Origin of the sequence: Marinobacter nitratireducens (assembly GCF_000708045.1) — a bacterium.
Classification (GTDB): domain Bacteria; phylum Pseudomonadota; class Gammaproteobacteria; order Pseudomonadales; family Oleiphilaceae; genus Marinobacter; species Marinobacter nitratireducens.
This window is the reverse complement of the sequence record NZ_ANIE01000007.1, coordinates 237,060-262,760: the sequence shown is the minus strand read 5'-3', so window position 1 is coordinate 262,760 and position 25,701 is coordinate 237,060. Positions and strand designations below refer to the sequence as shown.

The 25,701-nt window shown below is 59.0% G+C and carries 30 protein-coding genes and 1 other RNA gene; 9 read left to right on the top strand and 22 right to left on the bottom strand.

Annotated elements, in window-relative coordinates; translation table 11 throughout:
• Positions 1 to 335 precede the first annotated feature (335 nt).
• The 6 genes from D777_RS12395 to D777_RS12375 all read right to left on the bottom strand — a co-directional run bounded on the left by D777_RS12395 (position 336) and on the right by D777_RS12375 (position 3,828).
• Positions 336 to 983 carry a 5-formyltetrahydrofolate cyclo-ligase gene (locus tag D777_RS12395; protein WP_036132582.1) on the bottom strand — a complete coding sequence of 216 codons (648 nt, stop codon included), beginning with the start codon at positions 981 to 983 and terminating at the stop codon, positions 336 to 338.
• Between the two features lie 4 nt (positions 984 to 987).
• Positions 988 to 1,169: non-coding RNA, 6S RNA (gene ssrS, locus D777_RS17755), on the bottom strand.
• Between the two features lie 66 nt (positions 1,170 to 1,235).
• Entirely contained in the window at positions 1,236 to 1,532 is a 297-nt protein-coding gene (locus D777_RS12390; protein WP_036132580.1) for a cell division protein ZapA, read from the bottom strand.
• Positions 1,532 to 1,738, bottom strand: a complete 207-nt coding sequence (locus D777_RS12385; RefSeq protein ID WP_036132578.1) for a TIGR02449 family protein — start codon at positions 1,736 to 1,738, stop codon at positions 1,532 to 1,534. Before D777_RS12385 ends, D777_RS12390 begins: the two co-directional genes overlap by 1 nt.
• Before the next feature lie 102 nt (positions 1,739 to 1,840).
• Positions 1,841 to 3,115, bottom strand: coding sequence for an ABC transporter permease (locus D777_RS12380; RefSeq protein ID WP_036132576.1), 1,275 nt, complete (start codon positions 3,113 to 3,115; stop codon positions 1,841 to 1,843).
• A complete protein-coding gene (locus D777_RS12375; RefSeq protein WP_036133079.1) occupies positions 3,112 to 3,828 on the bottom strand; it encodes an ABC transporter ATP-binding protein in 717 nt (238 codons plus the stop codon). Before D777_RS12375 ends, D777_RS12380 begins: the two co-directional genes overlap by 4 nt.
• A 103-nt stretch (positions 3,829 to 3,931) precedes the next feature.
• On the opposite strand from D777_RS12375, the gene D777_RS12370 reads away from it, so the two are divergent.
• The gene (locus tag D777_RS12370; RefSeq protein ID WP_150112650.1) at positions 3,932 to 4,420 is read left to right on the top strand and encodes a DUF3299 domain-containing protein; all 489 of its coding nucleotides are present in this window, start codon (positions 3,932 to 3,934) and stop codon (positions 4,418 to 4,420) included.
• On the opposite strand, the gene D777_RS12365 is transcribed toward D777_RS12370, so the two are convergent.
• Entirely contained in the window at positions 4,417 to 4,989 is a 573-nt protein-coding gene (locus D777_RS12365; RefSeq protein WP_036132570.1) for a ZrgA family zinc uptake protein, read from the bottom strand. The two genes, D777_RS12370 and D777_RS12365, sit on opposite strands and share 4 nt — an antisense overlap.
• Before the next feature lie 136 nt (positions 4,990 to 5,125).
• Between D777_RS12365 and D777_RS12360 the strand changes: the two genes are divergently transcribed.
• The 4 genes from D777_RS12360 to D777_RS12345 are packed head-to-tail and all read left to right on the top strand — an operon-like array spanning position 5,126 to position 9,572.
• Positions 5,126 to 5,725: a UPF0149 family protein gene (locus D777_RS12360; RefSeq protein WP_036132568.1), complete on the top strand. Its 600-nt coding sequence runs from the start codon at positions 5,126 to 5,128 to the stop codon at positions 5,723 to 5,725.
• 26 nt (positions 5,726 to 5,751) lie between these two features.
• The gene (gene pepP / locus D777_RS12355) at positions 5,752 to 7,071 is read left to right on the top strand and encodes a Xaa-Pro aminopeptidase (RefSeq protein WP_036132567.1); all 1,320 of its coding nucleotides are present in this window, start codon (positions 5,752 to 5,754) and stop codon (positions 7,069 to 7,071) included.
• Positions 7,072 to 7,075: 4 nt separating this feature from the next.
• The gene (ubiH, locus tag D777_RS12350; RefSeq protein ID WP_036132565.1) at positions 7,076 to 8,356 is read left to right on the top strand and encodes a 2-octaprenyl-6-methoxyphenyl hydroxylase; all 1,281 of its coding nucleotides are present in this window, start codon (positions 7,076 to 7,078) and stop codon (positions 8,354 to 8,356) included.
• Positions 8,349 to 9,572, top strand: a complete 1,224-nt coding sequence (locus tag D777_RS12345) for a UbiH/UbiF/VisC/COQ6 family ubiquinone biosynthesis hydroxylase (protein WP_036132563.1) — start codon at positions 8,349 to 8,351, stop codon at positions 9,570 to 9,572. Before ubiH ends, D777_RS12345 begins: the two co-directional genes overlap by 8 nt.
• Positions 9,573 to 9,579: 7 nt before the next feature.
• On the opposite strand, the gene D777_RS12340 is transcribed toward D777_RS12345, so the two are convergent.
• The 4 genes from D777_RS12340 to D777_RS12325 form a co-directional block, all read right to left on the bottom strand.
• Positions 9,580 to 10,518 (bottom strand): FAD:protein FMN transferase, encoded by a 939-nt coding sequence (locus D777_RS12340; RefSeq protein WP_081849549.1) that lies wholly within the window; start codon positions 10,516 to 10,518, stop codon positions 9,580 to 9,582.
• A 79-nt stretch (positions 10,519 to 10,597) separates the two neighbouring features.
• Positions 10,598 to 11,950, bottom strand: coding sequence for a DUF3570 domain-containing protein (locus D777_RS12335; protein ID WP_036132562.1), 1,353 nt, complete (start codon positions 11,948 to 11,950; stop codon positions 10,598 to 10,600).
• Entirely contained in the window at positions 11,941 to 12,195 is a 255-nt protein-coding gene (locus D777_RS12330) for a DUF4266 domain-containing protein (protein ID WP_036132561.1), read from the bottom strand. The genes D777_RS12335 and D777_RS12330 overlap by 10 nt, the downstream gene beginning before the upstream one ends.
• 13 nt (positions 12,196 to 12,208) lie before the next feature.
• Positions 12,209 to 12,724, bottom strand: coding sequence for a TlpA family protein disulfide reductase (locus D777_RS12325; protein WP_051669086.1), 516 nt, complete (start codon positions 12,722 to 12,724; stop codon positions 12,209 to 12,211).
• 118 nt (positions 12,725 to 12,842) lie between these two features.
• Here D777_RS12325 and dsbD point away from each other — a divergent pair, with 118 nt between their 5' ends.
• Together dsbD and D777_RS12315 are read left to right on the top strand one after the other, a co-directional pair.
• The gene (dsbD, locus tag D777_RS12320) at positions 12,843 to 14,675 is read left to right on the top strand and encodes a protein-disulfide reductase DsbD (RefSeq protein WP_051669085.1); all 1,833 of its coding nucleotides are present in this window, start codon (positions 12,843 to 12,845) and stop codon (positions 14,673 to 14,675) included.
• Between the two features lie 61 nt (positions 14,676 to 14,736).
• The gene (locus tag D777_RS12315; protein WP_036132560.1) at positions 14,737 to 15,660 is read left to right on the top strand and encodes a DUF808 domain-containing protein; all 924 of its coding nucleotides are present in this window, start codon (positions 14,737 to 14,739) and stop codon (positions 15,658 to 15,660) included.
• 9 nt (positions 15,661 to 15,669) lie between these two features.
• Here the strand turns inward: D777_RS12315 and D777_RS12310 are convergent, their stop codons facing one another.
• From D777_RS12310 to ubiE, 9 genes are all read right to left on the bottom strand, one after another.
• Entirely contained in the window at positions 15,670 to 16,389 is a 720-nt protein-coding gene (locus tag D777_RS12310) for a 16S rRNA (uracil(1498)-N(3))-methyltransferase (protein ID WP_036132556.1), read from the bottom strand.
• A complete protein-coding gene (tatC, locus tag D777_RS12305; RefSeq protein ID WP_036132553.1) occupies positions 16,386 to 17,171 on the bottom strand; it encodes a twin-arginine translocase subunit TatC in 786 nt (261 codons plus the stop codon). Before tatC ends, D777_RS12310 begins: the two co-directional genes overlap by 4 nt.
• Positions 17,168 to 17,560 (bottom strand): Sec-independent protein translocase protein TatB, encoded by a 393-nt coding sequence (gene tatB, locus D777_RS12300; protein ID WP_081849548.1) that lies wholly within the window; start codon positions 17,558 to 17,560, stop codon positions 17,168 to 17,170. The genes tatC and tatB overlap by 4 nt, the downstream gene beginning before the upstream one ends.
• Positions 17,561 to 17,570: 10 nt before the next feature.
• Entirely contained in the window at positions 17,571 to 17,807 is a 237-nt protein-coding gene (gene tatA / locus D777_RS12295) for a Sec-independent protein translocase subunit TatA (RefSeq protein WP_036132551.1), read from the bottom strand.
• A gap of 87 nt (positions 17,808 to 17,894) precedes the next feature.
• Entirely contained in the window at positions 17,895 to 18,224 is a 330-nt protein-coding gene (locus D777_RS12290) for a phosphoribosyl-ATP diphosphatase (protein ID WP_036132547.1), read from the bottom strand.
• Between the two features lie 15 nt (positions 18,225 to 18,239).
• The gene (hisI, locus tag D777_RS12285; protein WP_036132545.1) at positions 18,240 to 18,656 is read right to left on the bottom strand and encodes a phosphoribosyl-AMP cyclohydrolase; all 417 of its coding nucleotides are present in this window, start codon (positions 18,654 to 18,656) and stop codon (positions 18,240 to 18,242) included.
• Between the two features lie 27 nt (positions 18,657 to 18,683).
• The gene (ubiB, locus tag D777_RS12280) at positions 18,684 to 20,327 is read right to left on the bottom strand and encodes a ubiquinone biosynthesis regulatory protein kinase UbiB (RefSeq protein ID WP_036132543.1); all 1,644 of its coding nucleotides are present in this window, start codon (positions 20,325 to 20,327) and stop codon (positions 18,684 to 18,686) included.
• Entirely contained in the window at positions 20,324 to 20,965 is a 642-nt protein-coding gene (locus D777_RS12275) for a ubiquinone biosynthesis accessory factor UbiJ (RefSeq protein WP_036132540.1), read from the bottom strand. The genes ubiB and D777_RS12275 overlap by 4 nt, the downstream gene beginning before the upstream one ends.
• Entirely contained in the window at positions 20,965 to 21,756 is a 792-nt protein-coding gene (gene ubiE, locus D777_RS12270) for a bifunctional demethylmenaquinone methyltransferase/2-methoxy-6-polyprenyl-1,4-benzoquinol methylase UbiE (protein WP_036132539.1), read from the bottom strand. Before ubiE ends, D777_RS12275 begins: the two co-directional genes overlap by 1 nt.
• Before the next feature lie 126 nt (positions 21,757 to 21,882).
• Between ubiE and D777_RS12265 the strand changes: the two genes are divergently transcribed.
• Positions 21,883 to 22,164, top strand: coding sequence for a polyhydroxyalkanoic acid system family protein (locus D777_RS12265; RefSeq protein WP_036132536.1), 282 nt, complete (start codon positions 21,883 to 21,885; stop codon positions 22,162 to 22,164).
• A gap of 3 nt (positions 22,165 to 22,167) precedes the next feature.
• On the opposite strand, the gene D777_RS12260 is transcribed toward D777_RS12265, so the two are convergent.
• Positions 22,168 to 22,917, bottom strand: a complete 750-nt coding sequence (locus D777_RS12260; RefSeq protein ID WP_036132534.1) for an FFLEELY motif protein — start codon at positions 22,915 to 22,917, stop codon at positions 22,168 to 22,170.
• 72 nt (positions 22,918 to 22,989) lie between these two features.
• Positions 22,990 to 23,913 (bottom strand): hypothetical protein, encoded by a 924-nt coding sequence (locus tag D777_RS12255; protein ID WP_036132532.1) that lies wholly within the window; start codon positions 23,911 to 23,913, stop codon positions 22,990 to 22,992.
• A gap of 322 nt (positions 23,914 to 24,235) precedes the next feature.
• On the opposite strand from D777_RS12255, the gene D777_RS12250 reads away from it, so the two are divergent.
• Positions 24,236 to 25,642, top strand: coding sequence for a WS/DGAT domain-containing protein (locus D777_RS12250; RefSeq protein ID WP_036133069.1), 1,407 nt, complete (start codon positions 24,236 to 24,238; stop codon positions 25,640 to 25,642).
• The last annotated feature ends 59 nt before the right edge of the window (positions 25,643 to 25,701 follow it).

Sequence of the window (25,701 nt, the reverse complement as noted above, 5' to 3'; positions counted from 1 at the left end):
CCGCCATCCCGGGCTCCGCACAGTTCCGGAGATTTTCCGGCTATCCAGGCCCCGAGAAATGTGCATTTATTACAGAATAGTAATCAGTGAAAAATTGTAAAAATGAAGATGCGTGTTAGTCTTTCGTCTAATTCTCGAAGTCAGAAATAGCTGGCTGATTTTTCTGCAAATTACCAAAAGCATCTGAAGGACTCGCGTACCATGGGGGGCAAACCTGACATCATTAAAGCCGTTGTGCTGATCTTTGCTGTCGGTCTTGTAATCACTGGTTTCACGTCCCTTCAGGCCTCAGAAGACAGGCCCAGGGTCCAGGAAAGCGTTACGGTTGGCGTTGTTCAGGGACTGGATGATCCCCTGAAGCGGTAACACCGCTGATCCGTCACCACGCCATGTAAGGGCACATCCCAGGGCTCAACCGGCAGTTCCTTGACCTTCTGAAAGTCGTGCGCCAGTCCAATGAGCTTCGGCGCCAGTCTTGGTCGCAATCGGCTGAATGCGAACGTCCGATCGTAGAAGCCTCCTCCCATTCCCAGGCGCCCGCCATGCTCGTCAAACCCGACCAGCGGGAACAAAACCGCATCCAGTGCCCAGGGTGGCCTCTTCAACCCATCGCTGAAAGAGGGCTCTGGAATGCCAAAACGGTTAGCTGTCAGCTTGATACCGTCGTGGTAGGGGCTGAATACCAGATGACCTTCGTGGATCGGGTGCAGTACCGGTAAATAAAACGTAATGCCTTTGCGGCGGGCCATGCTCATATACAGATGAGGGTCGATTTCGCCGTCGTTGGGCAGGTAAATCGCAATGTGCCTGGCGCGATGCAGGTCCGGATGATTAAGCAGGTTAAGCGCGAGGTATTCAGATGCCCGTTGCTGCTGTTCAACGCTCAGGGAGCGCCGAAGCTGGCGAATGTGTCGCCTGAGTTGGCTTCGTGTCAGGTTATCCGGATGGGATTCGAAGGGTTGGGGGGCGATAAACTGGCTCAAAATAAAGCTTCCCGGGCTGCCGTTATCGGATGTGGCCCTTGAACCCAAAGTTCAAGGTCGGTGGCCGCTGTGACATATTAGGCTTTCCCCGCGAGGGGACGTGCTCACAATGCCCTGAAGTAGCCACCTGGGTAGTGCGCATCGGCTCGAGGACGTATCCGACCATCGCGAACAGCCCAGGAAGTTGTACTCATTATACGGGCATAAGCAGGGCCGATTGCAACACCTGATTTGGAAAACGCCTATGCCTGGTCAGGTGTCGGTTTTTTCACCCAGAACACTGTCCAATTTGCCGCTCATGGCCTTGAGCAGTGTGCTGGTGGCATCGGACATGGTGTCCTGCTCCAGCAGTTCATGGGTGATGTTCAGGGCCGCCATAACCGCTATGCGCTCGGTACCAAACACCTTCCCGCTGGCGCGGATCTCGCGCATTTTGCTATCCAGATGCTGGGCGGCGCGAATCAGCGCCTGCTGCTCTTCCTCCGGGCAGGCCACCAGGTATTCCTTGTCGAGAATCTTCACCTCAACGGTGGTGGGTTGCTGTGACATCAGTGGTGCTCCAGGGCGCGAAGGCGGCCAATCATGGCTTCGATCTTGTTTTTGGCAAGATCATTCTTGTGCATGAGCTGGGCCCGTTCCCGGTTCCAGTCGTCCTGCAGTTCCCGCAGGGTGGCGTTGTCTTGTTCCAGCTTCTGACAGCGCTCTATCAGCTTGTCCAGCTTGTCCGCTAATGCCTGTACTTCGGACTGTTCCATGGCTTGCCCAACATCGGTTGTTGTGAATCCAAGTAACTATAAGTGTGGACGCTAAGTCGGTCAATTTACAGGGTTGTCATGGCCCATGTGGCGTGACTTCTGTCACTTCTCACCGGTATCTCCCAGCCCCAGTGAGCGACTTTGGCGCCAGGTGCTGAGGGCGGGCAAGAGAGCAACCAGCAACGCTGCAGCCGGCACAGCGGCAAGCATCAGCCATTCGGTGTGGTCGAGCGGTCGCAGGGGGATGTACAGGCCATACTCGGCCAGTAGCCAGGGGCTCAGGGCCAATATGACTCCTGCGCCCAGTACCAACGCCAGCGCGCTGGCAACCAGCGCCAGCAACACACACTCGATCACATAGAGCGCCGCGATCAGTGCAGGAGAGGCACCGATGGCCCGCAGTACGGCGATTTCGTGAGCCCGTTGGGCCTGCAGGGTGAGAAGAACGGCGACGAGGCCAATCAGGCTGGTGATCACAACAAAGCCGGTGATGCCCAGCAAGGCGCGCTCGAACTGACCCATCAATCGCCAGAGTTCACTGAGGGCTACGCCCGGAAGGATGGCTGACAGGGGCTCGGCAGTTGACTCATTGATCTGTCGCTGAACGCGGAAGGTCAGGATCTTCCGGTCGAGTCCGGCGAAGGCCGCCGTAATGGCATCCGGTGTGAAGGTGCGCTCTTCGGCCTGTTCTGGGGTCAGCGTGCGCCCGGGGATGGCGACACCGGAGGACCAGCCAATGTGCATAGCTTCCATACCATCCAGGCTGATGTATACCGCCTGATCCACCGGGGTGCCGGTTGGCTCGAGGATTCCGGTTACGGTGAAAGGTGTCTGGTCGTGGTTGGAAAAACTGGTGCGGCCGCCACCATGAGACAGCACAATGTGGTCGCCGATTCTGTGGTTGAGGCTTTTCGCAACCGAGGCACCGGCAACAACATCGAAGACGCCATCAAACCATTGGCCCTCAGCCATGGCCAGAGCGTGTCCCTGACCGTAGCGGAAGTGAGTCAGCATGCGCTCGTCCGTCGCCACGACCCGGTAGCCTTTGTAGCTGTCCCCCAGGGAGATAGGGATCAGCCAGTCGATTCGTTCGTCCTGCTCGAGTTGCTTGAACGTGGACCAGCGGATGTTATTGGTGGCGTTGCCGATGTGAAACACGGTGTAGAGCAGCAGGTTGAGCTGACCGCTCCGGGCACCGATGATCAGGTCGGTATCGGAGATGGTGTTGGTGAAGGACTGCTTCACCTCGGTGCGCAGGTACTGGATGCCGAGCAGCAGGGTCACGCTCAGGGTCAGTGTCAGGCATACGAGTGCCAGGACCTTGCGGCGGTGCCAGAGGCTTGCGCGTGCCAGCGAGAGCGCCAGTGCTGCTTTCATCGCACGCCTCCATCAAGTTCGATCTGGTGATGGAAGTGCGGCGCCAGCGTGCGGTCGTGACTGACAAACAGTACAGACGTATTGCGTTCCTCGGCCAGGGTGAGCAGCAAGTCGAGAAAACGATCCCGGTTGTCGGTATCCAGGGCCGAGGTAGGCTCATCGGCAAGGACCAGTTCCGGCGACCCGATCAACGCCCGGGCGGCAGCAACGCGCTGCTGCTGGCCGATGCTCAGTTCTGTGACCTTGCGATGCCAATGATCCTCGGGGATGGTCAGGGCGGTCAGCAGGCGATGGGCTTCCGCCATGGGGTTGGGATGGGTGGCGTCGCGGCGGGAATCCGACAGTCTGCAGGGCAGTGTGACGTTGGTTTCCGCCGTCAGGTAAGGCACCAGATTGAACTGCTGAAAGATGACTCCGATGTGGTCGGCCCGAAAGCGGTCACGATCCCCGGCTCGGGCTTTGTGAATGTCGTTGCCAAGCATATGGATGGTCCCGCTCTCTGGACTTAGCATTCCCGCCAGCAGGCTCAGAAAGGTACTTTTTCCGGAGCCGCTGGGGCCGTGGATGAACAGGTGTTCGCCTGCTGCGAGCCGGATGTCCGGGAATGACAGCGAGGGTTGGTCTGCGGACCAGCGAAAATGGAGATCACTCACGGTCAGGGCCGGAGCAGTGGTTCGGGAACCTGAGGGCATGGATTCTGTCTCTGTGTTCATGTTGCTCGTGGCTTTGCCCGTGTATGATGCTTTGGCGTCCAAATCGTCTTGTGGAGAACGTTATCTGATGCTTCCTGCTTTTCTCAAATCATCCCGGGCACTGATGCACCTGGTTGCCATGGCAAGCCTGCTGTTTGCGGCCATGGGCGCCAATGCAGAGCTTCGGGAAATTGACTGGCTGGAGCTGATGCCAGCTGAAGATCTGGCGCTGCTGGAGAATATGCCAGAAGTCGAGCATCAGGGCGATGGCCCGGCGCTGCTCCCTGACGAAATCATGACCGGCCGCGTGGTTCCTGAGATGGAAAACGTTACCGGGCGGATTCCGGGGTTTGTGGTGCCGCTGAAAACAACCGAGGACATGCGTATCCTCGAGTTTTTCCTTGTGCCTTACTACGGCGCCTGCATTCATGTGCCGCCGCCGCCGCCGAACCAGATTATCCATGTCAAATACCCTGAGGGGTTTACCATCGAGGCTCTTTACGATCCGATCTGGGTTGAGGGAACGGTGATGATTCAGCGCACCGAGAATGACATTGGTACCTCATCCTATGCCATCAGTGCGGACGCCGTGTCTCCCTACGAGCAATATTAGGGGGCCAGGCTGAACGTTGTTTCGCCATCTTTCAGTCGAGCTGAGCCCTGACCTGAGGAGCTGACCCAGGAGATTTCCAGCTGTGAAATGGCTGTGAACTGCTCGGGTAGAGCGGTGATCAGTGCTTTGGTTGAATCGATTCCCGGGCAGTTGAGGACCTGAGTTACTTCGATGTCCGAGTGGCTTTGCTGCTCAGTTTGGTCATGATCGTCGTACTCGTGGTTATGGTCATCTTCATCATGGCGGCCACGGTGCTCCATGGCTTCGATATCGACGTTGGCATCGGTGATCTGACAGTCGATGTCACCGGTACTGATCAGGGGCGTCGTTGCCAGCCATTCGCGAACGCTGTGAACGTGCTGTTTCTGTTCGTCGGTTCGCGCTTCATGTTCGAAACCAAGCAGGTTGTGTGCGGGAGACGTAAAAAACAGGTCTGCGCGATCACCGCTGATGGCCAGTTGCAGTTCAGCATGGCCGTGCTGATGGGCTGAGGGGTTGTCGGCGGCATAAAGCGGTGCGCTGAGGGCGAGCGCAAGCGTGGCCAGTGTGCGCAAATGGTTGAGAGTCATCTACAGAACTCCTAGGTGATTGGTATGTTATAACATAATTATAAAGCCAGGCCAGAAAAGCAACCGATCAGTGCCTCTGTGCTGCCCGAATGCTACGATAGGCACTTCACTCAACAACACAGGATTGCTCCGGTACATGTCAGAAGCTGACACCTCTGGTGCTGCCCGCGCCGCAGAGTTTGAGCGCTGGGCCAACGTTTTCACTGCCCACAAGGCATTCAGTCACCCGTCCGAACTGCACGGCGTCCTTTGTGGCCGTCTTGCTGCTGGCAATCGCATCGAAGAACCTGACTGGTTGGCCATGGTATGCGAACACATGGGACTGCCCGACGCCGCCATTGAGGAATCCGAGGATCTGGCGCCCTTCATGAACCGGGCCTATGAGCAGACCCTGGAGCTGTTGAAGGCGGCGGACATGAGTTTCCATCCATTGCTGCCGGATGACGAATACGCCATTGAGCAGCGTCTGGAGGCACTTGTGGCCTGGGTGCGTGGCTTTCTTGAAGGCATGGCGCTGGCTGCCGGTGAATCCCTGGGACAGGCACCGGACGAGATCCGTGAGCTGATCGAGGACATGGTGGCGATCAGCCAGCTTTCCGATGAGGAAGAAGCCGACGAGGAGAGCGAACAGCAACTCCTCGAGATTACCGAATACATCCGTCTCGGAGCGTTGGCTGTATACACTGAATTCAACGCGCCGGAAGCGCCGGACTCCAAATCACCGACCCTGCATTGAGCAGCGTCTGAGCCGCGGGAGAACCTATGTCGCCCATGATACCCGTCAAGGAATTCGCTGAACGCCGCCGCAAGCTAATGGAGCGGATGGCGCCGGAGAGCATTGCCATTATTCCCGCCGCGCCGGAGCGTGTGCGTAACCGGGATGTGCTGCATCCGTTTCGCCAGGACAGCGATTTCCATTATCTGACCGGTTTCGATGAGCCAGAAGCGGTGCTGGCCCTGATCCCTGGCCGTGAGCATGGGGAATCGGTGCTGTTCTGCAAGGAAAGGGACCCACAGAAAGAACTGTGGGACGGTTTCCTGGCAGGGCCCGAGGGTGCCATCGAACGCTTCGGGTTGGACGATGCTTTCCCGATCTCCGATATCGACGATATCCTGCCTGGCATGATCGAAGGCCGCAGCCGGGTCTACTATCCCCTCGGCAAGGACGACAGTTTCGACAGCCGGGTCATGGACTGGGTCAAGACCATCCGCAGCAAAGTTCGCACGGGCGCGCACCCGCCGGGTGAATTTGTCGCTCTGGAATACATGCTCCACGATCTCCGGCTCTACAAGAGTGCCAATGAAATCAAGGTGATGGCCAAGGCGGGGGCCATCAGTGCCGAAGCCCATTGCCGCGCGATGAAACGGGCTCGCAGGGGCGGCTACGAGTACAACCTGGAAGCTGAACTGATCCACACCTTCATGGATAACGGCGCCCGCTCCACGGCGTACCCGTCGATTGTCGGTGGAGGGGCCAATGGCTGCATCCTGCATTACATCGAGAACAGTGCGCCCCTGAAAGAGGGCGATCTGGTGCTTATTGATGCGGGCTGCGAGCTGGAATGTTATGCCTCCGACATTACCCGCACTTTCCCGGTCAGCGGCAAATTCAGCCCCGAGCAGCGCGCACTGTACGAAGTGGTCCTGGCGGCTCAGTACGAGGCCATCGAGGCGGTGAGGCCGGGTAATCACTGGAATCACGCCCATGAGGCGGCTCTGAAGGTGCTGACCCGGGGCTTGATCGACCTCGGCTTGCTGAGTGGTTCCCTTGAAGAGGCCCTTGCAGACGAGGCCTATAAGCCCTTCTTCATGCACCGTACCGGACACTGGTTGGGCATGGATGTTCACGATGTTGGTGACTACAAGGTCGGGGATGCCTGGCGGGAGTTGGAACCGGGCATGGTGCTGACCGTTGAGCCCGGTCTTTATGTCGCGCCGGATAACACCGACGTGGATGAAAAATGGCGAGGCATTGGCATCCGCATCGAGGACGATGTCGTAGTGACGAAGGACGGTTGTCGGGTGCTGACCGACGGAGTCCCGAAAACGGTCGCCGAGATTGAAGCATTGATGGCGGAATAATCCTGTGGCAACAACCGATACCGATCTGATCATTGCCGGAGGCGGCCTTGCGGGCGCGACCCTGGCACTGGCACTGTCCCGCGCGGTCCCCGATCTGCGGGTGACGGTGGTGGAGTCCTTCCCGTTGTCACCGGATGCGGTACCTGACGACTACCAGCCCAGTTACGATAGCCGATCAACGGCCCTGGCCTGGGGCTCTCGCCTGATTTTTGAGGAACTGGGGCTCTGGCAGCGATTGTCCGAACACGCGACGCCGATTCAGCACATCCATGTATCAGATCGGGGGCGGTTTGGCGCCACCCGGCTGGATGCTGAAAGCCATGGCCAGCCGGCTTTGGGCTATGTGGCGGACAACCGCTGGATGGGCCTGTGCCTGATGCGCGAGCTGCTTGACACGGGCGTGCAGTGGCAAGCCCCTGGCGAAGTGGTTGATATGACGCCCATCGCCGGTGGTGTGGACGTCGCGATAAAGCAAAACTCCGAGGTTAGGTCGCTGACCGCTCAGTGCCTGGTGGTTGCTGATGGCGGGCGCTCGGGGCTAAGGGAGACGCTGGGTTTCCAGACTCGCCAGCAGGCCTATGGGCAGAATGCTCTGATTGCGAACGTGAGCACCAGCGACAGTCACCGGTTTACCGCCTACGAACGATTCACCGATGCCGGACCGATGGCGCTGCTACCCCACGGCTCTGCAAGCCTTGCCGGGTCCCAGTCGGCTTTGGTGTGGACCCTCACGGATCAGGACCTTGAGCAGGTTCTGTCGCTGTCGGATCCGGAAAAATGTCGGCGCCTCCAGGATCGCTTCGGGTGGCGGTTGGGGCGTTTTACCCACATCGGTCAGTGCAATCATTACCCGCTCACTCTGACGACAGTGGACGAACCGGTTCGCGCCGGCGTTGCCCTGGTGGGTAACGCTGCCCATGCACTGCATCCGGTTGCGGGGCAGGGATTCAACCTGGCCCTGCGCGGCCTGATGACTCTGGTGGAGCAGTTCCGTGTTGCCCATGCGTCGGGGCAATCCATTGGTGACCTGTCTGTCTTGCGACGGTATCAGGAACTGCACCGCCAGGACTGGCAGCAGACCGTGCAGTTTTCGGATTCACTGATCCGTGTCTTTGGGGATAGCTCCGTACCGGTCCTGGCGGCCCGGGATGCCGGCCTGGTTGGCCTTGATCTGTTACCTGGAGCCAAACGCTGGTTTGCGCGCAAAGCCATGGGAACCGGTGGGCGTCGTGCAGTGATTCATAGCCCGGGTAGTGCGTCCAGGGAGCAAATGGAACATGAGTAAATCCCAAACATACGATGTGTTGGTGGTTGGTGCGGGCATGATTGGCTCGGCGCTTGCGCTGGGGCTGTCGAGGCAGGGCTGGCAGGTCGGGTTGCTCGAAGCCAGTGCCCGCGAGGATATGTTAGCCGAGCCATCACCTGCGTGCGGCGTTGATGACTTTGAGCCCCGGGTCAGCGCCATTTCGCTGGCCAGTCAGACGTTGCTGGAGACGTTGGGTGTCTGGAGGGAGGTCCGTGCCCATCGCCACTGTGGCTACCAAGCCATGACGGTCTGGGATGGCGACGGAACCGGGCGTATCCAGTTTGATTCTGCCGAGCTTCAGGCCCGCTCCCTGGGCACAATTGTCGAAAATCGCAATATCGTCCGCGCCCTGATGGCCGCCCTGGTGGCCAGTGATGTGGACGTCATGGACGATGAAAAGGTGGCTGGTTGCCGGCCGGGCACCAACGGGCGAGTGGTGGAGTTGGCAGACGGTCGCGAGCTGTCGGCCCAGTTGGTGGTGGCGGCCGATGGCGCTCAGTCGCGGCTGCGCCAGTGGGTCGGTTTACCGACCCGGGAATGGGATTATGATCAGCAGGCCATTGTCTGCACAGTGAAAACCAGCCAGCGCCATCAATACACCGCCTGGCAGCGATTCTCGCCCTCGGGGCCGTTGGCGTTCCTGCCCTTGCTAAACGAACAGGGCGACGATCACTACTGCTCTATTGTGTGGTCTCAGGACACTCATGAAGCGCGCCGTCTCATGGCGCTGGACGATTCGGCCTTCCGGATTGAACTGGAGCAGGCGATTGAGCGTCAGCTTGGTGCCGTGGAAACCGTATCGAGGCGATTTGCGTTCCCGCTCAGGCAGCGCCATGCCAAGGATTACATTGCCCCGGGCTTTGCGCTGGTGGGCGATGCGGCCCATACGATTCATCCGCTGGCGGGACAGGGGGCCAATCTCGGCTATGGTGACGTGGCCGCGCTGCTGGACGAGTTGTCCCGAGCCAGGCGAGGTCGGCTCAGCCCCGGCAACGTTAGCGTGCTGGCCCGCTTCCAGCGCCGGCGCAAGGGTGAGAACCTGACCATGATGGCCGCGATGGAAGCGTTCAAGCAGCTGTTTGCCCGTGATGAACTGCCGCTACGCTGGCTGCGCAATACCGGGATGCGTTGGCTTGATCAGCTTGGCCCTATCAAGAACCGGATTGCGGCCGAGGCCATGGGAATCAGGCGCTAGCCCCGCCTCAGGATCGCTGTACCCAGAACGGAACCTGCTGTTCTTGCAGAAACGCTTCCGCTTCGCCGCCCTGAAGCATGGCGAAGGTGGCGAGCATGCCGGCCAGCGTGCACGTGGGAGCCGCTACGGTTACGCTGTGAGGCGCATCCGGGATTGGCCACCCGGTGCGCGGATCCAGGATATGACCGTAGCGAACGCCGTTGTTGATCAGGTATCGCCGGCTGTCGCCGCTGGTGGCCAGCGCGCCTCCACGCAGTGAAAGCGTTTCGGTGCTGTCGCTCAGTTTCTTGTGGTCTTCGACACCAACCACCCAGGCGTTGCCGTTGGCTCGGGGGCCGTTGCAGGCGAGATCTCCGCCGAAATTAACGAGTACGGAGGCTTGTTCTGGCAATATGCGGTTAAGATCCAGCAGTATCCGGTCCACGGCGTATTCTTTGCCAATACCGCCGAAGTCGATTTCCATGCCGTCAGGCAGTGTCAGGGAAGGCTTCTCCCACTGAACCCGGTTCCACCCCACGAGTCGAAGCAGCGCATCTGTCTCGCTTCTGTCGGGCAGATGGTTTCCGCCATCGAATTTCCAGGCTCGTCGAAGCACGCCTGAGGTGATATCAAAACGTCCGTCACTGAGCTCAAAGCACTGGGCGGCGTAGTCCAGCATCAGGGCCATTTCGTTATCAACGTGGATGGGAGTTCCATGGCTTTGATTGATCCGGTCTACCGGGTTGCCGGCTACGTATCGCGAAAACTTGTGCTCCATGCGCCAGGTTTCCCGGGCTGCAAACTGGAGTGCTTCTCTCGCCTCGGCCTCATTTACGTTTTCCAGCAGGATTTCGCAAGGACTGGCCATAGCCTCGAACCGGCCCTGCCATTGGCGACCGGAACCCTGAAGCGTAGGGTCAGGGTGATGTGCTGGATTATCCGTGGCGGGAATGGTGATGCTGGTCATGGTGTCCTGAACAAATGCCCCGCGCTTTCCCTGAAGAGAAACGGGAGAGCGCGGGGCAAATTAGTGGCTATGGCAGTTATCAGAAATTATAGCTGAGCTGCAGCCACATGGCGTTGGTGTCCGGGTACAGATCGTGGTTGGTGAGCTTGCCAAAGCCTTCATCACCATCATTACTCTGGATCATGTACTCGGCGCGGATTGCCAGCTCCCGGTCTTCATCCAGGCGGTAGCCCCACTTGGCACCGAAGGTCATACCGGTGAGTTCGCCCAACCGGTAATCCGCACTGGCTTCCGAGACCGTCGGCACACCGCCGTTGTATTCGCTCTCGGTCAGATAGCGTTTGTAGAAATCCGCTTCGGACTGCATGTAGTACCGGAAATGGGGTTCCAGATAGCTGTTGCTCAGTCGCCAACGGTATTTCAGGTCGATGGTGTGGGAGGTAATGCCCCAGTCATCCACCATGAACCGGTAAGAACCGTCCATGACGTCCCCGTTCTCCAGCATGTATTTGGTCTGCCAGTAAAGGGAGTGCTTCATCCGGGTATCCGGACGCTCTTCATAGAGATAGATCGGATTACCATCGGCACCGATGAGATTGCCGCCATAGTTGGCGCCCGCGGCTTCATCGATCACGCTCAGGATCTTGTACGGGTCGGTGAGGTAACCGCTTGAGTAGCTGACACCGTAGTTAAATTGCATCAGTGTGCGGCGGTTGATCACCTGTGTAACGCCGAACAGGGCGTCAACGAGGGTCTTGGTGTCATCGCTCTCGCGGGTAGCCGCGAATTCCTGGTCGAACTGGGCCTCTGTATTGTTGGCTCGCAGGGCCATGCGTGACAGGCCGATCGGAGCACCACCGACGGGATCTATCAGATCCATGCCCAGCGAGAGGCCGCCGGTCAGGGTAGTGTTCTTGTTGTTCAGATAGCGTGTGAGGCTGCCGTTTACCGCCGTGGAAATGTAGTCATACTCCCGGGAACCATAAGCGCCCACGGAATAGGTGTAGTCGCGATTCAGCGGGGCCGTCCAGGAGCCGGATACCGCCACACGGGTATCCTTGAAGCTGTCATCCAGCGGCGCCTCGCCTGCCTCTACGGTATAGTTGCCGATGCCTGAGGGCCGGGTGAAGGTCTGCACCAGATCGCTGGGTGTTGCACCAGAGGGCGAAGCACCGGTCAGGGTGTCTGCCACCAGCTTCAAGTTCAGTTTCTTGTCACCATCGAAGTTCCGGGTAGCGCTGATGACAGGCTCCGCGGCCTGAACCCGATCGTCGGTTTCCGAGTAAACCAGCAGAGCGGTCTCGACATCCCACTCACCGGGTTGATCCTTGGCCATGGCCGTGGTGGCCTGAACGCCCAGCAAGGCACAGGTTGCCGTGGCCAACGCACGCCCGACCGGTTTGCCATTCTTCTTATCGTTGATCAGTTGCATCCGCAGCCTCCTCCGCCAAACCCACGCCCACCGCTGGACGCTTCCTTACTGAAATAAATGTGATCATCCAGGCCGGCATCAACGCCTGAGACGGTCAGCTGCATGTCGGGTTCTGCCAACAGATCCCGTTCCCAGGGTTTGACGCCCAGATTGCTGCAGCCGGCGGCTGCCAGGGTTGCCGAGATCGTCAGCAGTGTGGCCGCCTGCCGGAGACGGCGACGGGTGAACCAGTTGCTGAAGGACATGAGTCTCTCCTTGTCAGTTCTGTGCAGCGCTCAGAAGGCTACGAATATCCTCTTCGTAACTTTCCTTGCGGTCATTGTGAAAACCGATGTGCTGGCTGTGGATGTTGCCATTGCGGTCAATCAGGTAGGCGCTGGGCATGCCCATCACCTCATAGGCCTCCGGGGTTTTCCCTTCCGCGTCGTAGGCGACGGTGAAGTTGGCCGGAATCTGGTCCAGGAACGTGGCCGCTGCGTTTTCATCCTGATCCAGGTTGACTGCAACCACTTCAAAGCCCTGATCGCCATACTTGGCCTGCATGTCGTTCATCCAGGGGAAAGACTGGCGGCAGGGGCCACACCAGGACGCCCAGAAGTCGAGAAGCACGACCTTGCCTTTGAGATCTTCAAGACTGACGGTGCCTTTCTGGGTTGGAAGCTCCAGTGCAGGCGCGGGCTCCGCAGCCTGGGCCAGGGCGGGGAGGCCGATGGCCAGTGCGAGCGTGGTGGCCGCGCCAAGCTGGCGAAGCGGCGAAAGTGTGATCAGTGTCATAGGCAAGGCTCCGGTAGATAACTGAAACCAGTGTATGGGGGGAAGCTTAAGGAAGGCTTAAGGCTTGCCAGAGATACTGAAACCCGATGTATCTGAATTCGTTTCCCGGAGAACTGTTATGACGCAAAAGCATTGTCCCCCTCTGCCCTTTGGGCAACTGGCCCGAATGATCCCGGATGTGGGGATACTGTTTTGCCTGTTAATGGCTCTGGTCTCGGTGCCAGCAGTGGCTGCGGATGAAGAGGAGGAGTTCCTGCCAGTCGACGAGGCGTTCCAGGCTGAGGCGCAATATCGGGACGGAGAACTGGCGCTGACCTGGGACATTGCTCCCGGTTATTACCTGTACCAGTCCCGGATCGCCGTATCCCGGGGAGATAAGGACATTGCCGGGAGCTTTACCGTTGAGCCGGAAATCAAGAACGATCCCTGGTTTGGCGAACAGGCAGTGTTTCATGAGCAAGCCGGTTGGCGAGCGCCACTCGCTCTGGAAGCGCCGACCGAGATCCGGTACCGGTACCAGGGGTGCGCGGAAGCGGGTCTGTGCTATCCGCCGCAGACCCGCACGGTGACGTTTGGTCCGGCGGCTCCGGCCCCGGTCGCAGACACAGCCCAAGCCTCATCAGCATCGGTCTTGCCATTACCAACCGGGGATGCTGGCGAAGGCGGCAGTGAAGCTGAGGGCCTGGCGGGGCTGCTGAGCAGTGCCGGGCTGCCGGTGATCCTGGGGACCTTCTTTCTTCTGGGCCTGGGGCTGACATTCACGCCGTGCGTGCTGCCGATGGTGCCGATTCTCTCCAGCATCATTGTTGGCCAGAATCAGCCGGCATCCATGACCCGGGGGTTCTCGCTGTCGGTTGCGTATGTGCTCGGGATGGCATCGACCTATACGGCGCTCGGTGTCGCGGTGGGATACCTTGGTGCCAGGGCGAATCTCCAGGCAGCCATGCAGCAGCCGGCCGTGATCATTGTGTTTGCGGTCCTGTTTGTGCTCTTGGCAATGTCCATGTTCGGGCTGTATGAACTGCAGTTGCCGGCGGCACTGAGGGATCGCCTGGATCGCCTTGGTCAGAAATCGAAAGGTGGACAGTGGTTTGGGGTGGCGCTCATGGGGCTGATCTCTGCGCTCGTGGTATCTCCCTGTGTATCGGCGCCCCTGGCGGGCGCCCTGCTTTATATTTCCACCACCGGTGATGCCGTGATTGGTGGCGGAGCCCTGTTTGCCATGGCATTGGGCATGGGGGTGCCGCTGATCCTGATTGGTACCACGGGGGCACGGATCCTGCCCAAGGCAGGCGTATGGATGGAGCGGGTCAAGCAGCTGTTTGGTGTCGGCTTGCTGGTTGTGGCGATCGGTCTGGTCGAGCGGATCATCCCGGAATCCGCGAGCCTGGCTCTCTGGGGTGCCCTGTTGCTGTGGTGTGGTATTCAGCTGGGCGCACTGGATAAGGTGACATCGGGCTGGACGGGGTCACGCAAAACGGCGGGTGTGCTGTTGTCTCTTTGGGGCCTGCTGTTGGTGATTGGTGCTGCCCGGGGGCAGGGCTCGGTATGGCAGCCTCTGTCGGGCGTGGGTGTAGCCGCGACCGAGGCCAGTGTGCCGGCCGAGCGGTTCGAGGTTATCGAGGATGTGGGCCGTTTGCAGGCCGCGATTCGCCAGGGGCAGCCCGTTATGGTGGATGTCTACGCCGACTGGTGCATCAGCTGCAAAGTGATGGATGAAGAAGTCTTCAGTACCGGGGATGTGATGGCGTGGTCGGATCGGGTGCGCTTTATCAAGCTGGATGTTACGGATTTTTCCGAGGCCCAGAAAGTGCAACTGGAAAGCTGGCGCGTACCTGGTCCGCCTGCGGTTCTGTTCTTCAATGGTCAGCCAGAGGCTCCAAGCCAGCAGCTTGTGGGAGAGTCTACGTTGAACGATGTGGTGGGGGCACTGAAAAGGCTGGGTTCCTGATCGGGTCTCGTTTCGGATACACTCGGGCGATCAAAACCGGAACGTTTAAGGAAGCCCACTCATGGCAGGAAGCAGTCTGCTCGCCCTGATTGATGACATCGCCACGATTCTGGACGATGTCTCATTGATGACCAAAACCGCCACCAAGAAAACCGCCGGAGTTCTTGGTGACGACCTGGCACTGAATGCGCAGCAGGTGACGGGCGTGAAGCCGGCTCGCGAATTGCCGGTGGTTTGGGCCGTTGCCAAAGGGTCGCTGGTCAACAAGGCAATACTGGTGCCCGCCGCCCTGGCGATCAGTTTTTTTGTGCCCTGGCTGGTCACGCCGTTGCTGATGCTGGGGGGAGCCTTTCTCTGTTTTGAGGGCTTTGAGAAGCTGGCCCACAAGTTCCTTCACGGTCAGGCGGACGCCGAGCACAAATCCGAGCTCACGGAAGCCCTGAAGAACCCCGATGTGGATCTGAAAGCCCTGGAGAAAGACAAGATCAAAGGGGCAATCCGGACCGATTTCATTCTGTCTGCTGAGATTATTGCTATCACCCTGGGAACGGTGGCCGGCGAGAGCATCGGACTGCAGTTCCTGGTTCTCACGGTGGTTGCTGTCATGATCACCGTCGGCGTCTACGGCCTGGTGGCGGGCATCGTCAAGCTGGACGATGGCGGATTGTACCTGAGCCAACGGGACGGTGAATTCACCCAAAAGGTTGGGCGGGCCATTCTGTGGCTGGCGCCCTACATGATGAAAACCCTGTCCGTGTTGGGCACCATCGCCATGTTTCTGGTCGGCGGCGGTATCCTGACCCACGGCCTGCCCCCGATCTACAATGCCATTCATCACTTTGCTGAGGGCTTTGGGAGTATTGCCGCCGGGCTGATACCAACGCTCGCAAACGGCATGTTCGGTGTGCTGGCGGGGGCTGTCCTGGTGGCGGTTCTGACGCCGCTGATCAAGCTCTGGAATCGGCGTTCGGCCGGGGCTGGCTGATCCGGGTGTTCAGAGGCTGGCGTCGAACAGGCGGCTTACCAGCACTGGAACGGCGGTTTCGACACGAAGAATACGGGCGCCGAGATGGACTGCCTGGCAGCCAGCTTCCTGCAATTTCTCGACTTCATAAGGAATGAATCCGCCTTCTGGACCGATGCACAGGGCCGTCGGCGCGTTCAGATGTGTCGGGCAGGGTGTGTCCGTGCCGGGATGCGCGACCAGGGCGTGCTTTCCGGAAAGCAGCGCAGGTAGTTCGTCTTCCACAAAGGGCTTGAAGCGCTTGCGAATATGGACGCTGGGCAAAGTGGTGTCCCTTGCCTGCTCCAGCCCCAGCGTCAGGTTCTCCCGAAGGTTGTCATCGGATAACCAGGGCGTCTGCCAGAAACTCTTTTCCACCTTGTAGCTGTTGATCAGCCAGATGTCTTTTACGCCCAGCGTGGCGCAGGTCTGCAACACACGGCGGAACATTTTCGGCCGGGGCATGGCGAGAACCAGTGTCAAAGGCAGGGGCGCTGGCGGGGGCGTGCTGAGCGAGATCTCCAGTTCCGCTTCGGACTCGGTCAACCGGACGACGCGCCCGGTGCCCATGTTCCCGTTGACGCGGCCAACGGTAATGCTCTCGCCCGCGTCGGTCTTGAGAATGCTGCGCAGGTGTTCCAGCCGCCGGCCGGTCAGGCGTGCACGATTCTCGTCGATGAAATCCTCGTCGAAGAGCAGCGCGAGGTTCATTCGCTGGCGGACTCGTCTTGTTCGGGGGCGTCCTTGTCCCTGCGGGCCAGGCGGCCAAAGATGATGCCAAATTCAAACAGCACCCACATGGGCACGGCGAGCAGGGTCTGGGAAATGATATCTGGTGGAGTCAGAAGCATGCCGATGATAAAGCAGGCAACCACCACATAAGGACGTTTGGCGGCCAGATCCTCCGGGGTGGTGGCACCGGTCAGGATCAGAAGCACCGTGGCAATGGGAATTTCGAAGGCCACGCCGAAAGCGAAGAACATTTTCAATACGAAGTTCAGGTAGCTGCTGATGTCTGGCAGCTCAACAATGCCCTCCGGACCAATGGCGGTAAAGAAACCAAATACCAGTGGGAAGACCACGAAATACGCAAAGGCGGCCCCGGCATAGAACAACAGCACCGAGGTAAACAGCAGTGGGAAGGCCAGTCGCTTCTCATGGGCGTAGAGACCCGGCGCCACAAAACTCCAGAGCTGGTACAGAATGATTGGTATTGCCGCGAACAATGCCACCACCAGTGCCAGCTTCAGTGGCGCAAAGAAAGGGGAGGTCACATCGGTGGCGATCATGGTCTGGCCAACGGGCAGAAGTTCCCGAAGCGGTTGCGAGAGCCACAGGTAGAGTTCGTTGGCAAACGGGTAGATAACCGCAAAGCAGATGACGACGGCGAGAACCATCTTGAGCAGACGGTTTCGCAACTCCAGCAGGTGCTCAACGAGGGGCATTTCCTGCTGCTCGGGCGGGTGTTGGTTGCCGGTTGGCTGTGAAGTCATGAACGGTTTTCCGGGGGAGCCTGTTCGGTGCTTGAGGTGTCTTGGTCATCTTTCCCGGCTGTTTTGCGCGTATCCGGGGATGGTGTGGCGTTCCGGGGTTTGTCGTCGGACAGAATCATGTGTTCATACTGACGGGCTTCGTCCAGTGCACCCCGGACTGTGCTCTGGACATCATCCAGGCCCACATCCCCGGCCTTGCGAAGCTCTTCGCGGAGTTCTTCTGCTTTGAGCTGCCGATCCAGTTCCGAGGTGAACTGGTTGACCATGCGACGGGCACCGCCAATCCACCGACCGGCAGCCCTTGCTGCCGTCGGTAGACGTTCCGGGCCCAGCACGAGCAGGGCGATGATGCCGCAAATCAGCAGCTCAAGGAAGCCGATATCGAACATTCAGCCAGTCTCAGCTGTGGGACTTGTCCCGTTGCTTGTCGTCAGCGTTCGCCTGCTGGTTCTGCGCCTGGTTGTCTTGTTCCAGGTTGTCCTGGTCTGCGGTCTTCTGGTCATCCTCGTTCATGGACTTCTTGAAGCCGCGAATGGCACCACCGAGGTCAGTGCCGATGTTGCGCAGTTTCTTGGTTCCGAACAACAGGATCACAATGCCCAGTACAATTAAAAGTTGCCAGATGCTGATACCCATTACGGGGTCCTCGTCTTGATGTTGCCATTTTGTTGCATTGTACGTTATCAGCGCGCGAGTGCGGAGCCCCCCGTAAGAGGTAGCTGATTATTTGCTCCGTGACGCCTTCTCTTCCAGACCGGACAGGTCGAATCGACGTGCCAGCTCGTCCAGCACCTCTGTCGGTCCAAGGCCAAGGCGGGACAACATGACCATGCTATGAAACCAGAGATCCGCAGTCTCATAGATCACATCGTCGTTTTCGCCAGAGTGTTCCGCATCCTTGGCGGCGAGGAGGGTTTCCGTGCACTCTTCACCGACCTTTTCAAGAATCTTGTTCAGGCCTTTGGCGTGCAGGCTGGCCACATAGGATTTATCCGGATCGGCGTTCTTTCTCTCTTCGAGCACCTGCGCCAGGCGTACCAGTACGTCACTCAACTTGCTTGCTCCTATTCAGTTACTGCCGTAGATGGCATCCGGGTCTTTCAGGACGGGCTCGACGCTGGTCCATTCGCCGTCTTTCAGGGTCCGGTAAAAGCAGCTGCGTCGTCCGGTATGGCAGGCGATGCCGCCTTTCTGTTCCACCTTCAGCAGTATGACATCCTCGTCACAGTCGAGGCGAATATCCTTGATCACCTGTTGATGCCCCGACGTTTCCCCTTTGCGCCACAGTTTGCCTCGGGAGCGGGACCAGTAGATCGCATGACCTTCCTCTGCGGTAAGGCGCAGGGATTCCCGGTTCATCCAGGCCATCATGAGAATGTCGCCGCTTTCGGCATCCTGGGCGATGGCAGGAACCAGGCCGTCGGCGTTCCAGCGGATGGCGTCCAGCCAGCCAGGGTTATCGACAGTATCGGAGGAGTTTTGCATGTTCGTGAATCCTGATCGCTTTGAATGTTATCGGCTGCCCCGGAGCACCAGTATGCCGGCGGCCCCCAGCAATGCCCAGGTCCAGGGTGGCGTGCTCTGAATCCAGGTGATGGCTTCGGGTTGGGTGCCGACGAGGGCGCCTGCCACCAGCATGGCGGCCACAATGCCGCGACGCCATCGCCGGTCCGCGCGTATCTGTTGTTCCCTCAGAAGCTCCAGGGAGGCGTTGTTCTGCTGTTCCGTTGGTCCTGTGTGACGGAGTTGCAGAAGCGCGTCGTGAACCAGTTGCGGCATCTCCGGTGACTGCTCCAGCCAGGATGGCAAGTGACTTTGCAGGGACTTGATCAGACCAGAGGGGCCGATGCGCTTGCGCATCCAGCTTTCCAGAAATGGCTGAGCCGTGCTCCAGAGGTCGAGATCCGGATAGAGTTGTCGACCGAGACCCTCAACATTCAGCAGGGTCTTCTGCAGCAGGACCAGCTGGGGCTGCACTTCCATGTTGAAGCGCCGTGCCGTCTGGAACAGACGCAGCAGGAAGTGGCCGAAGGAAATGTCTTTCAGCGGCTTTTCGAAAATGGGCTCGCAGACGGTTCGGATGGCGGCCTCGAACTCGTTGATCCGGGTTTCCGGCGGTACCCAGCCGGACTGGATGTGCAGCTGGGCCACCTGACGGTAGTCGCGACGGAAGAAGGCCAGCAGATTGCGGGCGAGATAGCTCTGATCGTCCGGTGCCAGGGTGCCGACAATGCCGAAGTCGATGGCAATGTATTTGGGATCCGCAGGGTTGCTGACGTCCACAAAAATGTTACCCGGGTGCATGTCCGCATGGAAAAAACTGTCCCGGAAGACCTGGGTGAAAAAGATCTCCACGCCTTTTTCGGCCAGCAGCTTCATGTTGACACCGGCCGCGTTCAGGGCCGGCACATCGGCGATGGGGATGCCGTGGATACGCTCCATGACCAGAACGGATTTGCGGGTGTAGTTCCAGTCGATGAAGGGAATGTAGATCAGCGACGAGTTCTCGAAGTTCCTGCGCAGCTGGCTGGCGTTGGCTGCCTCCCGCTGCAGGTCCAGCTCGTCATGGATGGTGGAGTCGTAATCGGCAACCACCTCCACCGGGTGCAGGCGTTTACCCTCGGACCAGTATTTTTCCAGCAGCCGCGCCATCAGGTACATCAGGGCGAGATCCTGGCGGATCACCCGCTCGATGCCGGGCCGGAGGACCTTGACCACGACGTTCTGGCCGTTGGGAAGCCGGGCTGCATGAACCTGGGCCACGGAGGCCGATGCCATCGGATCAGGGCTGAACTCGCTGAAGAGTTCGGAAACCGGCGCTCCCAGGGAGGTTTCGATAATCTGCCGCGCAGTCTCGCTGGGGAATGGCGGAACCCGATCCTGCAGGTGCTTGAGGGACTCCGCCATATCGTCCGGCAGCAAGTCGCGACGGGTGGAAAGGATCTGCCCGAACTTGACGAAGACCGGCCCCAGTTCTTCCAGCGCCAGGCGCAGACGATCACCACGACTGAGTTTGGGCTGGGGGAACAGGTGCCAGGGAGCCAGAAGGAAAAAGACCTTCAAGGGGCCCGGCAGCTCTGATAGCGGCAGGAAGGTGTCCAGCCGGTAGCGGCAGAATACCCAGGCGATTCGAATCAGGCGTTGCAGGCGGGTCACGTGTTCTCCGGTGTGTCGGTCTTGCCGCGGTTTTCCATGACTTTCAGGCGGGCCTCCAGGCGTTCGGTCCTGAGGCTCAGGTCGTCGATGTCCTCAAAGGTGGCATCCAGCTCGCGGCGTCCCGGAAGCACGCGGCTTTCCTCATGCACGTATTCCTCAAGGTTGGCATTCATGGAATCGAATGCCTGGCGACTCCACTTGACGGCGTTGCGGATGCGTTTCCCCAAAAAGTGAGCGGGGATATCGCCAAGGTGGCTGGCCATGGCCGCCTCCCAGTCCGGATCAAGCGTATTAAGCGCCCGCTGGAGCTGGTGGGCCAGAGCTGTATCGCCTGTCACATTAAGGCGGCCGTCATTGAATACGCCGTCGTCCCCGAGGGCGAGGGCGGCGAAGGCAACGGGAGGGCCGCTGATCTCCAGCGCGGGCGCATCAGCGGGCTGGCTGCTGACCTTGACCTGCTCGCCTACCCGATGGAGGGCGTAGGTGAGCTGAACAGGAGCGGTGACGTTGAACTGCACCGGCCCCTGCAATGCCTCAAGCAGCGCTTTGTGGCCGGCCGGATCCAGCGCGAGGGCGCGATTGAGAGCGCCCTCGACGATTGCCGACACGGCGGCGAGCAGGGTGGGGCCGGGAAACATCAGGGTTTGATTCCCACGTGCAGGGCAACGATGCCGCCGGTCATGTTGTGGTATTTGCAGTTAACCAGGCCGGCATTTTCCATCATGCCCTTCAGGGTGTCCTGATCCGGGTGCATCCGGATGGATTCCGCCAGGTACTTGTAGCTTTCGCTGTCGCCGGCAATCAATTGGCCCATAAGCGGCAGAGCACTGAAGGAGTATGTGTCATACGCCTTGCTGAGCAGTGGATTTGTCGGCTTGGAAAACTCGAGAACCATGAGCTTGCCGCCGGGTTTGAGGACGCGGGTCATATCCCGGAGGGCCTGGTCCTTGTCGGTGACGTTTCGCAGACCGAAGGCAATGGAGACCGCATTGAAGCTGTTATCCGGGAATGGCAGGTGCTCAGCGTCGGCCTGAACGTATTCGATATTGCCGGCATAGCCGCGATCTGTCAGACGGCTGCGGCCGACCTGTAGCATGGAGGCATTGATGTCTGCGAGAACGACTTTGCCGGTTGGGCCGACCAGGTCCGAGAACTTCATGGTCAGGTCACCGGTGCCGCCAGCAATGTCGAGAACCTGATGGCCAGTGCGGACGCCTGAAAGCTCAATGGTAAAACGCTTCCAGAGACGATGAATGCCCATGGACATGAGGTCGTTCATGAGGTCGTACTTGCCGGCCACACTGTGAAACACTTCGGCAACCTGGCCAGCCTTCTGGCTCTTGGGGACGTTGCGAAAGCCGAAATGGGTGACGTCATCCTGATTCTGGCCGTTCGCGGCCTGACCAGTTGGCGTTTGTTGTTCGCTCATGAGAGATGTCCTGTCTGAATCTGAACCCCGTATTCTAACGGTTGGGGGGGGCGCGACAAGGGTAGCGGCAAGTTTAATCCGGCCTTACACTGTAAAACCGTTCAATTTCCGAGAGAAAACTGATTCATGTCTGTCATTGATGTACACCGCCCCCACAGTCTCGACAAGGCTCACGCCCGTCAGGCGGCTGAAACCCTGGCCCAGGATCTGTCAAAACAGTTCGACGTCAATTATCAGTGGGAAGGGGACGTGCTTCGGTTCAAGCGCAGTGGCGTCAAGGGACAACTGACGATTGATCACGCCGATCTGCACATTCACCTTGAGCTCGGTATGTTGTTGAGGCCCTTCAAATCCAAAATCGAGCAGGAAATTCACAGTCAGCTGGATCAGATCGTCGGTAACGGTTGAGGGCTACAGGTCACCCGGCAATCGGAAAGGTTCCGGGTGACCTGTCAGAATGTTTTCCATGACCCGTCGCTCACGGATAACCAGCCTGTCGATCAGAGTGTTCACGTCATCCATTTTGCGGAACGCGTTGTATCCCCGGTGCAGGAAGTCGTGTAGATCGCTGAGATCCGCCATGTCTGCCGGTGTCCGGGTCATGGTGAGGAGCCAGCCCAGCGTCCGATTGCGAACATAGCGGTCCAGCTGCTGCCCGACTTCCGCCACGAGTTCGATTTGCCGTTCCCGCGCAGGCTGTTGGTTGCCCTCACGATAGGCGGCGCAATACTGCTCAGCACTCAGTGATTCGGTTCGGAGCCCCTTGCTTACGAACTGCTCTGCCAGCTCAAGATCCAGACGTTGAGTCAAAAGGTTCAGTTCCACCAGTCCCGCAAAGGTATCCAGCAGGTTGTCTGGCAACCATTTCACCATCTTGGGGAAGACCCGGTCGATATTGTCATCCCTGTGAGTCATGCCTGCCGGCGCATAGAGGTCGGTCAGCAGAAACTCCAGCCCGGTGTGATAGCCAGGATGTTCGTACAGATCCCGATGGGTTGCTTTTAGCCGCTCGGCCTGCCAGTCGGCGACAACAAACGTGTCGGGGTGCAATGGGTGGGCCGCCTTATGCTGGCGAAAGTCATGATAATCCAGCAGCAGGCGTTGCAGACGACGGGCGCTGTTTGAATGGACCTGGGTATTGACCAGGCGCTCTCGGTACATGGTGCTGGGCTCCGTTAAACCTGCTGTCAGAGGTCGGCTAGTTTAACGGAGCCTGGCCATGGATGCAGTAGCTCAGCTTTGGGCTGCAGCCGGCAGGGTCTCGAAGCCCGGTACCCACTCTTTGCTGTCGAGGGTAATGAAGTGGCTTGGTGCCTCGGTTTCCACGATGCGCATGGTGGTCGGACTCTGGCGGGCACTGGCCAGCATCGCGCTGCGGTCGAGGATCCGGTCCACGGCTGGAATCAGGAAGGTGCCGTGGCGAACGTGGTTGTACACGGACGTGTCTGTCCGTGTCATCCAATCCATGATGTTCTCAATGTTGCGCACGATGGTTAGATGATCCCGGGTTGACGAGAACAGCTTGTCCAGGAGCTGCTTTTTCCGTGGATTCATTCGGCCGAAGAAGGTCTGGCCATAGGCCGACGAAGGAGCGCTGTTGATCAGTCGGATCAGCCAGGGCCACATGCCGTGGCTGACCGGCTCCAGTAGCATGGTGACCAGTGCATGCAGGCGTCCCTGGGGCAGAACCGGCGCTTCCAGGACAACCTCAATGTTCTCGTAGAGTTCTGGCCACTGCTTGATGGCTTCCAGGATCACAGCCCCGCCGCGAGAGTGACCATGCACCCGGATGTTCTGGGTCGTGGGCAGGTTTGAAAGCGCCTGGTTCAGGATGCAGGCATCGTACTCAATGGTCGCTTCCAGGTGTTTGATGGGCACTTCCCAGTGAGGCTTCTCGGGTGTGACCCCGTTAACCGGTATGTGGTAGTTGCTGCAGGTCAGCAGGATCAGCTCCGTGGTCGGTGCTTCATAGGCCTGGGTGAAGTAGCAGTGGTTCTCAAGGAACCCATGGACGCCAACGACGGTCTGCTCGGCCTTGCCGCTGTGATTGCGGACCGAAACGGCCCCTTTTCCGACGCGATAAACCCTTCCCGAAAACATTTCGGAGTAAGCGCTATCAATCGGTTTGATCAGTTTACGTACATGGCTTGCTTTCATAACTGCTCTCCCACCAGCACTGCAATGGCCTTTTATTAATCTTGGAAGTGGCTGGTTATTCTTTTGTACCGCGAAACGAGGCGCCGTTTATTGGCGCTGGCAACCGGATTTTTGATGATCCAGAGCCAACTGTCGTTGGTTCGGGCCAGCTAATAACCATTGCATCAAGGCTTATAACCAGTATAGGGATGAACGGTTGTTCACGTGTAACTTTTTGTAACTTTGCTCGCTGGTTTGCTGTATGGAGCCTGTGGGGGTTGTCTGGCACAATGCGGAGTTCGGTTTTTACTTACCTTCATCAATCACCCGGGGACGTTCAGGTTTGAGCCACGAGCAATCGCATCTCCTGCTGCCTGCGGATTCAGCCTGGCTGGCTCTGGAACGCCCGGAGAACCCGATGACCATCACGGTCATGTTGAGGGTGGAAGGGTTGACCGCTGCCCGATTCAGGGAGTTTCTCCGGGTCTACTGGATGGCCTGGGAGCGATTCCGGTTTATGCCCGTCAAAAGTGGGGCTGTCTGGCGCTGGGAACCGGACCCAGTGTTTGATTTGAAGCACCATCTTGATGTCGTGATCGACAGGTTTACCCGGGATCAGTTGCAGGAGTGGGTCTCCGCCCGCCTGAATCAGCCTCTGGCGCTCTACCGTCCGCGCTGGAAGTTCTGGCTGGCTCCCAACGCAGAAGGAGGCGCGGCCCTGCTACTGCGGGTGCACCACTGTTACGCCGACGGTTTGTCACTCCTCGGTATCTTTGATCGACTGTGCCCGCCTTCTCCCCAACAGCACCCGGCCATCTATGGTGCGGCCGAGAAATCGGACCTGTCACGATGGACCACCGCCGCCCAGGCCTGGCTTGAACAACTGGTTCAGTCCGGTGAAACAACCCTGGAGCCCGGCCCAGCGCCGGATCAGGAAGGGGAGGCCAGCCAGCGGTCTCAGGTTGGTGGAATGTTGGAGCGAGTGGCCCATAAGGGCGTGAAACTGGTCCATGAGCTCACTGAATTCCTGGTGGAACCCGCCGATTCGCCGTCGGAGCTGAAGCGGCCATTGCTGGGAAGGCGGCTGTGCCGCTGGTCCGCCCCGGTACCACTGGATCGTTTTCGTGCGATTGCCAGGAGTACCCGGGTCACCATCAATGACGTGCTGCTTAGTTGCGTGGCTGCGGCGGTTCGAACTCGCCTGGGGTTTGATGAGGAGCAACTGGACGACGCGGTGCTTCACGCCGCTATCCCGGTGGATATCCGCAGTCGCCTGCCGGATGAACTCAAGCCCGAAGCTGGCGAGCTTGGAAACTTTTTTGGAACGGTCTTCGTGCCTTTGCCGGTTGATGGTGAGAGCCCGCTTGAACGGCTTTACCGTATCAAGCATGAAACCCGCCGGCTGAAGAAGAGTTGGCAGCCGGGCATCTCCTGGGGACTGGCATCAAGCGCTTCTTTAATCCCTGAGACGCTACGCCAGCCCATTGCCGATGTGCTTTATCACAAGGCGAGTGCGGTGGTCTCCAACGTTCCCGGAACCCCGGAGCCCCGATACCTGGCGGGTTGTCCGATAACCGAACAGATGTTCTGGGTGCCCCAGGCAGGCGATATCGGGCTGGGCGTCAGTATCGTTAGCTATGGCGGCCAGGTTCAGTTTGGCGTCGTTGCCGACGAGGCAACACTGGCAAATCCGGATACCTTCCTGACCGATTGCTTGCTGGAACTGGAGCAGTTTCCAGGCGGGTCGTAATCCCAAAGTGTTGTTTCCAATGCCTCCCAAATGAGCAGAAAACCTGCTCCCTTGACGCA

Bases quoted from the DNA above. Each gene is read 5' to 3' on its own strand.
- D777_RS12330 (WP_036132561.1), bottom strand. From the start codon at position 12,195: ATGTCCTTCAGCAACTGGTTCACCCGTCGCCGTCTCCGGCAGGCGGCC.
- D777_RS12275 (WP_036132540.1), bottom strand. From the start codon at position 20,965: ATGTTTCCCGGCCCCACCCTGCTCGCCGCCGTGTCGGCAATCGTCGAG.
- D777_RS12370 (WP_150112650.1), top strand. From the start codon at position 3,932: ATGCACCTGGTTGCCATGGCAAGCCTGCTGTTTGCGGCCATGGGCGCC.
- D777_RS12360 (WP_036132568.1), top strand. From the start codon at position 5,126: ATGTCAGAAGCTGACACCTCTGGTGCTGCCCGCGCCGCAGAGTTTGAG.
- D777_RS12390 (WP_036132580.1), bottom strand. From the start codon at position 1,532: ATGTCACAGCAACCCACCACCGTTGAGGTGAAGATTCTCGACAAGGAA.
- D777_RS12255 (WP_036132532.1), bottom strand. From the start codon at position 23,913: ATGAAAGCAAGCCATGTACGTAAACTGATCAAACCGATTGATAGCGCT.
- D777_RS12265 (WP_036132536.1), top strand. From the start codon at position 21,883: ATGTCTGTCATTGATGTACACCGCCCCCACAGTCTCGACAAGGCTCAC.
- D777_RS12325 (WP_051669086.1), bottom strand. From the start codon at position 12,724: ATGACACTGATCACACTTTCGCCGCTTCGCCAGCTTGGCGCGGCCACC.
- pepP (WP_036132567.1), top strand. From the start codon at position 5,752: ATGTCGCCCATGATACCCGTCAAGGAATTCGCTGAACGCCGCCGCAAG.
- D777_RS12380 (WP_036132576.1), bottom strand. From the start codon at position 3,115: ATGAAAGCAGCACTGGCGCTCTCGCTGGCACGCGCAAGCCTCTGGCAC.
- D777_RS12375 (WP_036133079.1), bottom strand. From the start codon at position 3,828: ATGAACACAGAGACAGAATCCATGCCCTCAGGTTCCCGAACCACTGCT.
- tatC (WP_036132553.1), bottom strand. From the start codon at position 17,171: ATGACTTCACAGCCAACCGGCAACCAACACCCGCCCGAGCAGCAGGAA.
- D777_RS12340 (WP_081849549.1), bottom strand. From the start codon at position 10,518: ATGACCAGCATCACCATTCCCGCCACGGATAATCCAGCACATCACCCT.
- D777_RS12315 (WP_036132560.1), top strand. From the start codon at position 14,737: ATGGCAGGAAGCAGTCTGCTCGCCCTGATTGATGACATCGCCACGATT.
- tatA (WP_036132551.1), bottom strand. From the start codon at position 17,807: ATGGGTATCAGCATCTGGCAACTTTTAATTGTACTGGGCATTGTGATC.
- tatB (WP_081849548.1), bottom strand. From the start codon at position 17,560: ATGTTCGATATCGGCTTCCTTGAGCTGCTGATTTGCGGCATCATCGCC.
- D777_RS12365 (WP_036132570.1), bottom strand. From the start codon at position 4,989: ATGACTCTCAACCATTTGCGCACACTGGCCACGCTTGCGCTCGCCCTC.
- D777_RS12310 (WP_036132556.1), bottom strand. From the start codon at position 16,389: ATGAACCTCGCGCTGCTCTTCGACGAGGATTTCATCGACGAGAATCGT.
- D777_RS12385 (WP_036132578.1), bottom strand. From the start codon at position 1,738: ATGGAACAGTCCGAAGTACAGGCATTAGCGGACAAGCTGGACAAGCTG.
- dsbD (WP_051669085.1), top strand. From the start codon at position 12,843: ATGACGCAAAAGCATTGTCCCCCTCTGCCCTTTGGGCAACTGGCCCGA.
- ubiE (WP_036132539.1), bottom strand. From the start codon at position 21,756: ATGAGCGAACAACAAACGCCAACTGGTCAGGCCGCGAACGGCCAGAAT.
- D777_RS12345 (WP_036132563.1), top strand. From the start codon at position 8,349: ATGAGTAAATCCCAAACATACGATGTGTTGGTGGTTGGTGCGGGCATG.
- D777_RS12260 (WP_036132534.1), bottom strand. From the start codon at position 22,917: ATGTACCGAGAGCGCCTGGTCAATACCCAGGTCCATTCAAACAGCGCC.
- hisI (WP_036132545.1), bottom strand. From the start codon at position 18,656: ATGCAAAACTCCTCCGATACTGTCGATAACCCTGGCTGGCTGGACGCC.
- D777_RS12335 (WP_036132562.1), bottom strand. From the start codon at position 11,950: ATGCAACTGATCAACGATAAGAAGAATGGCAAACCGGTCGGGCGTGCG.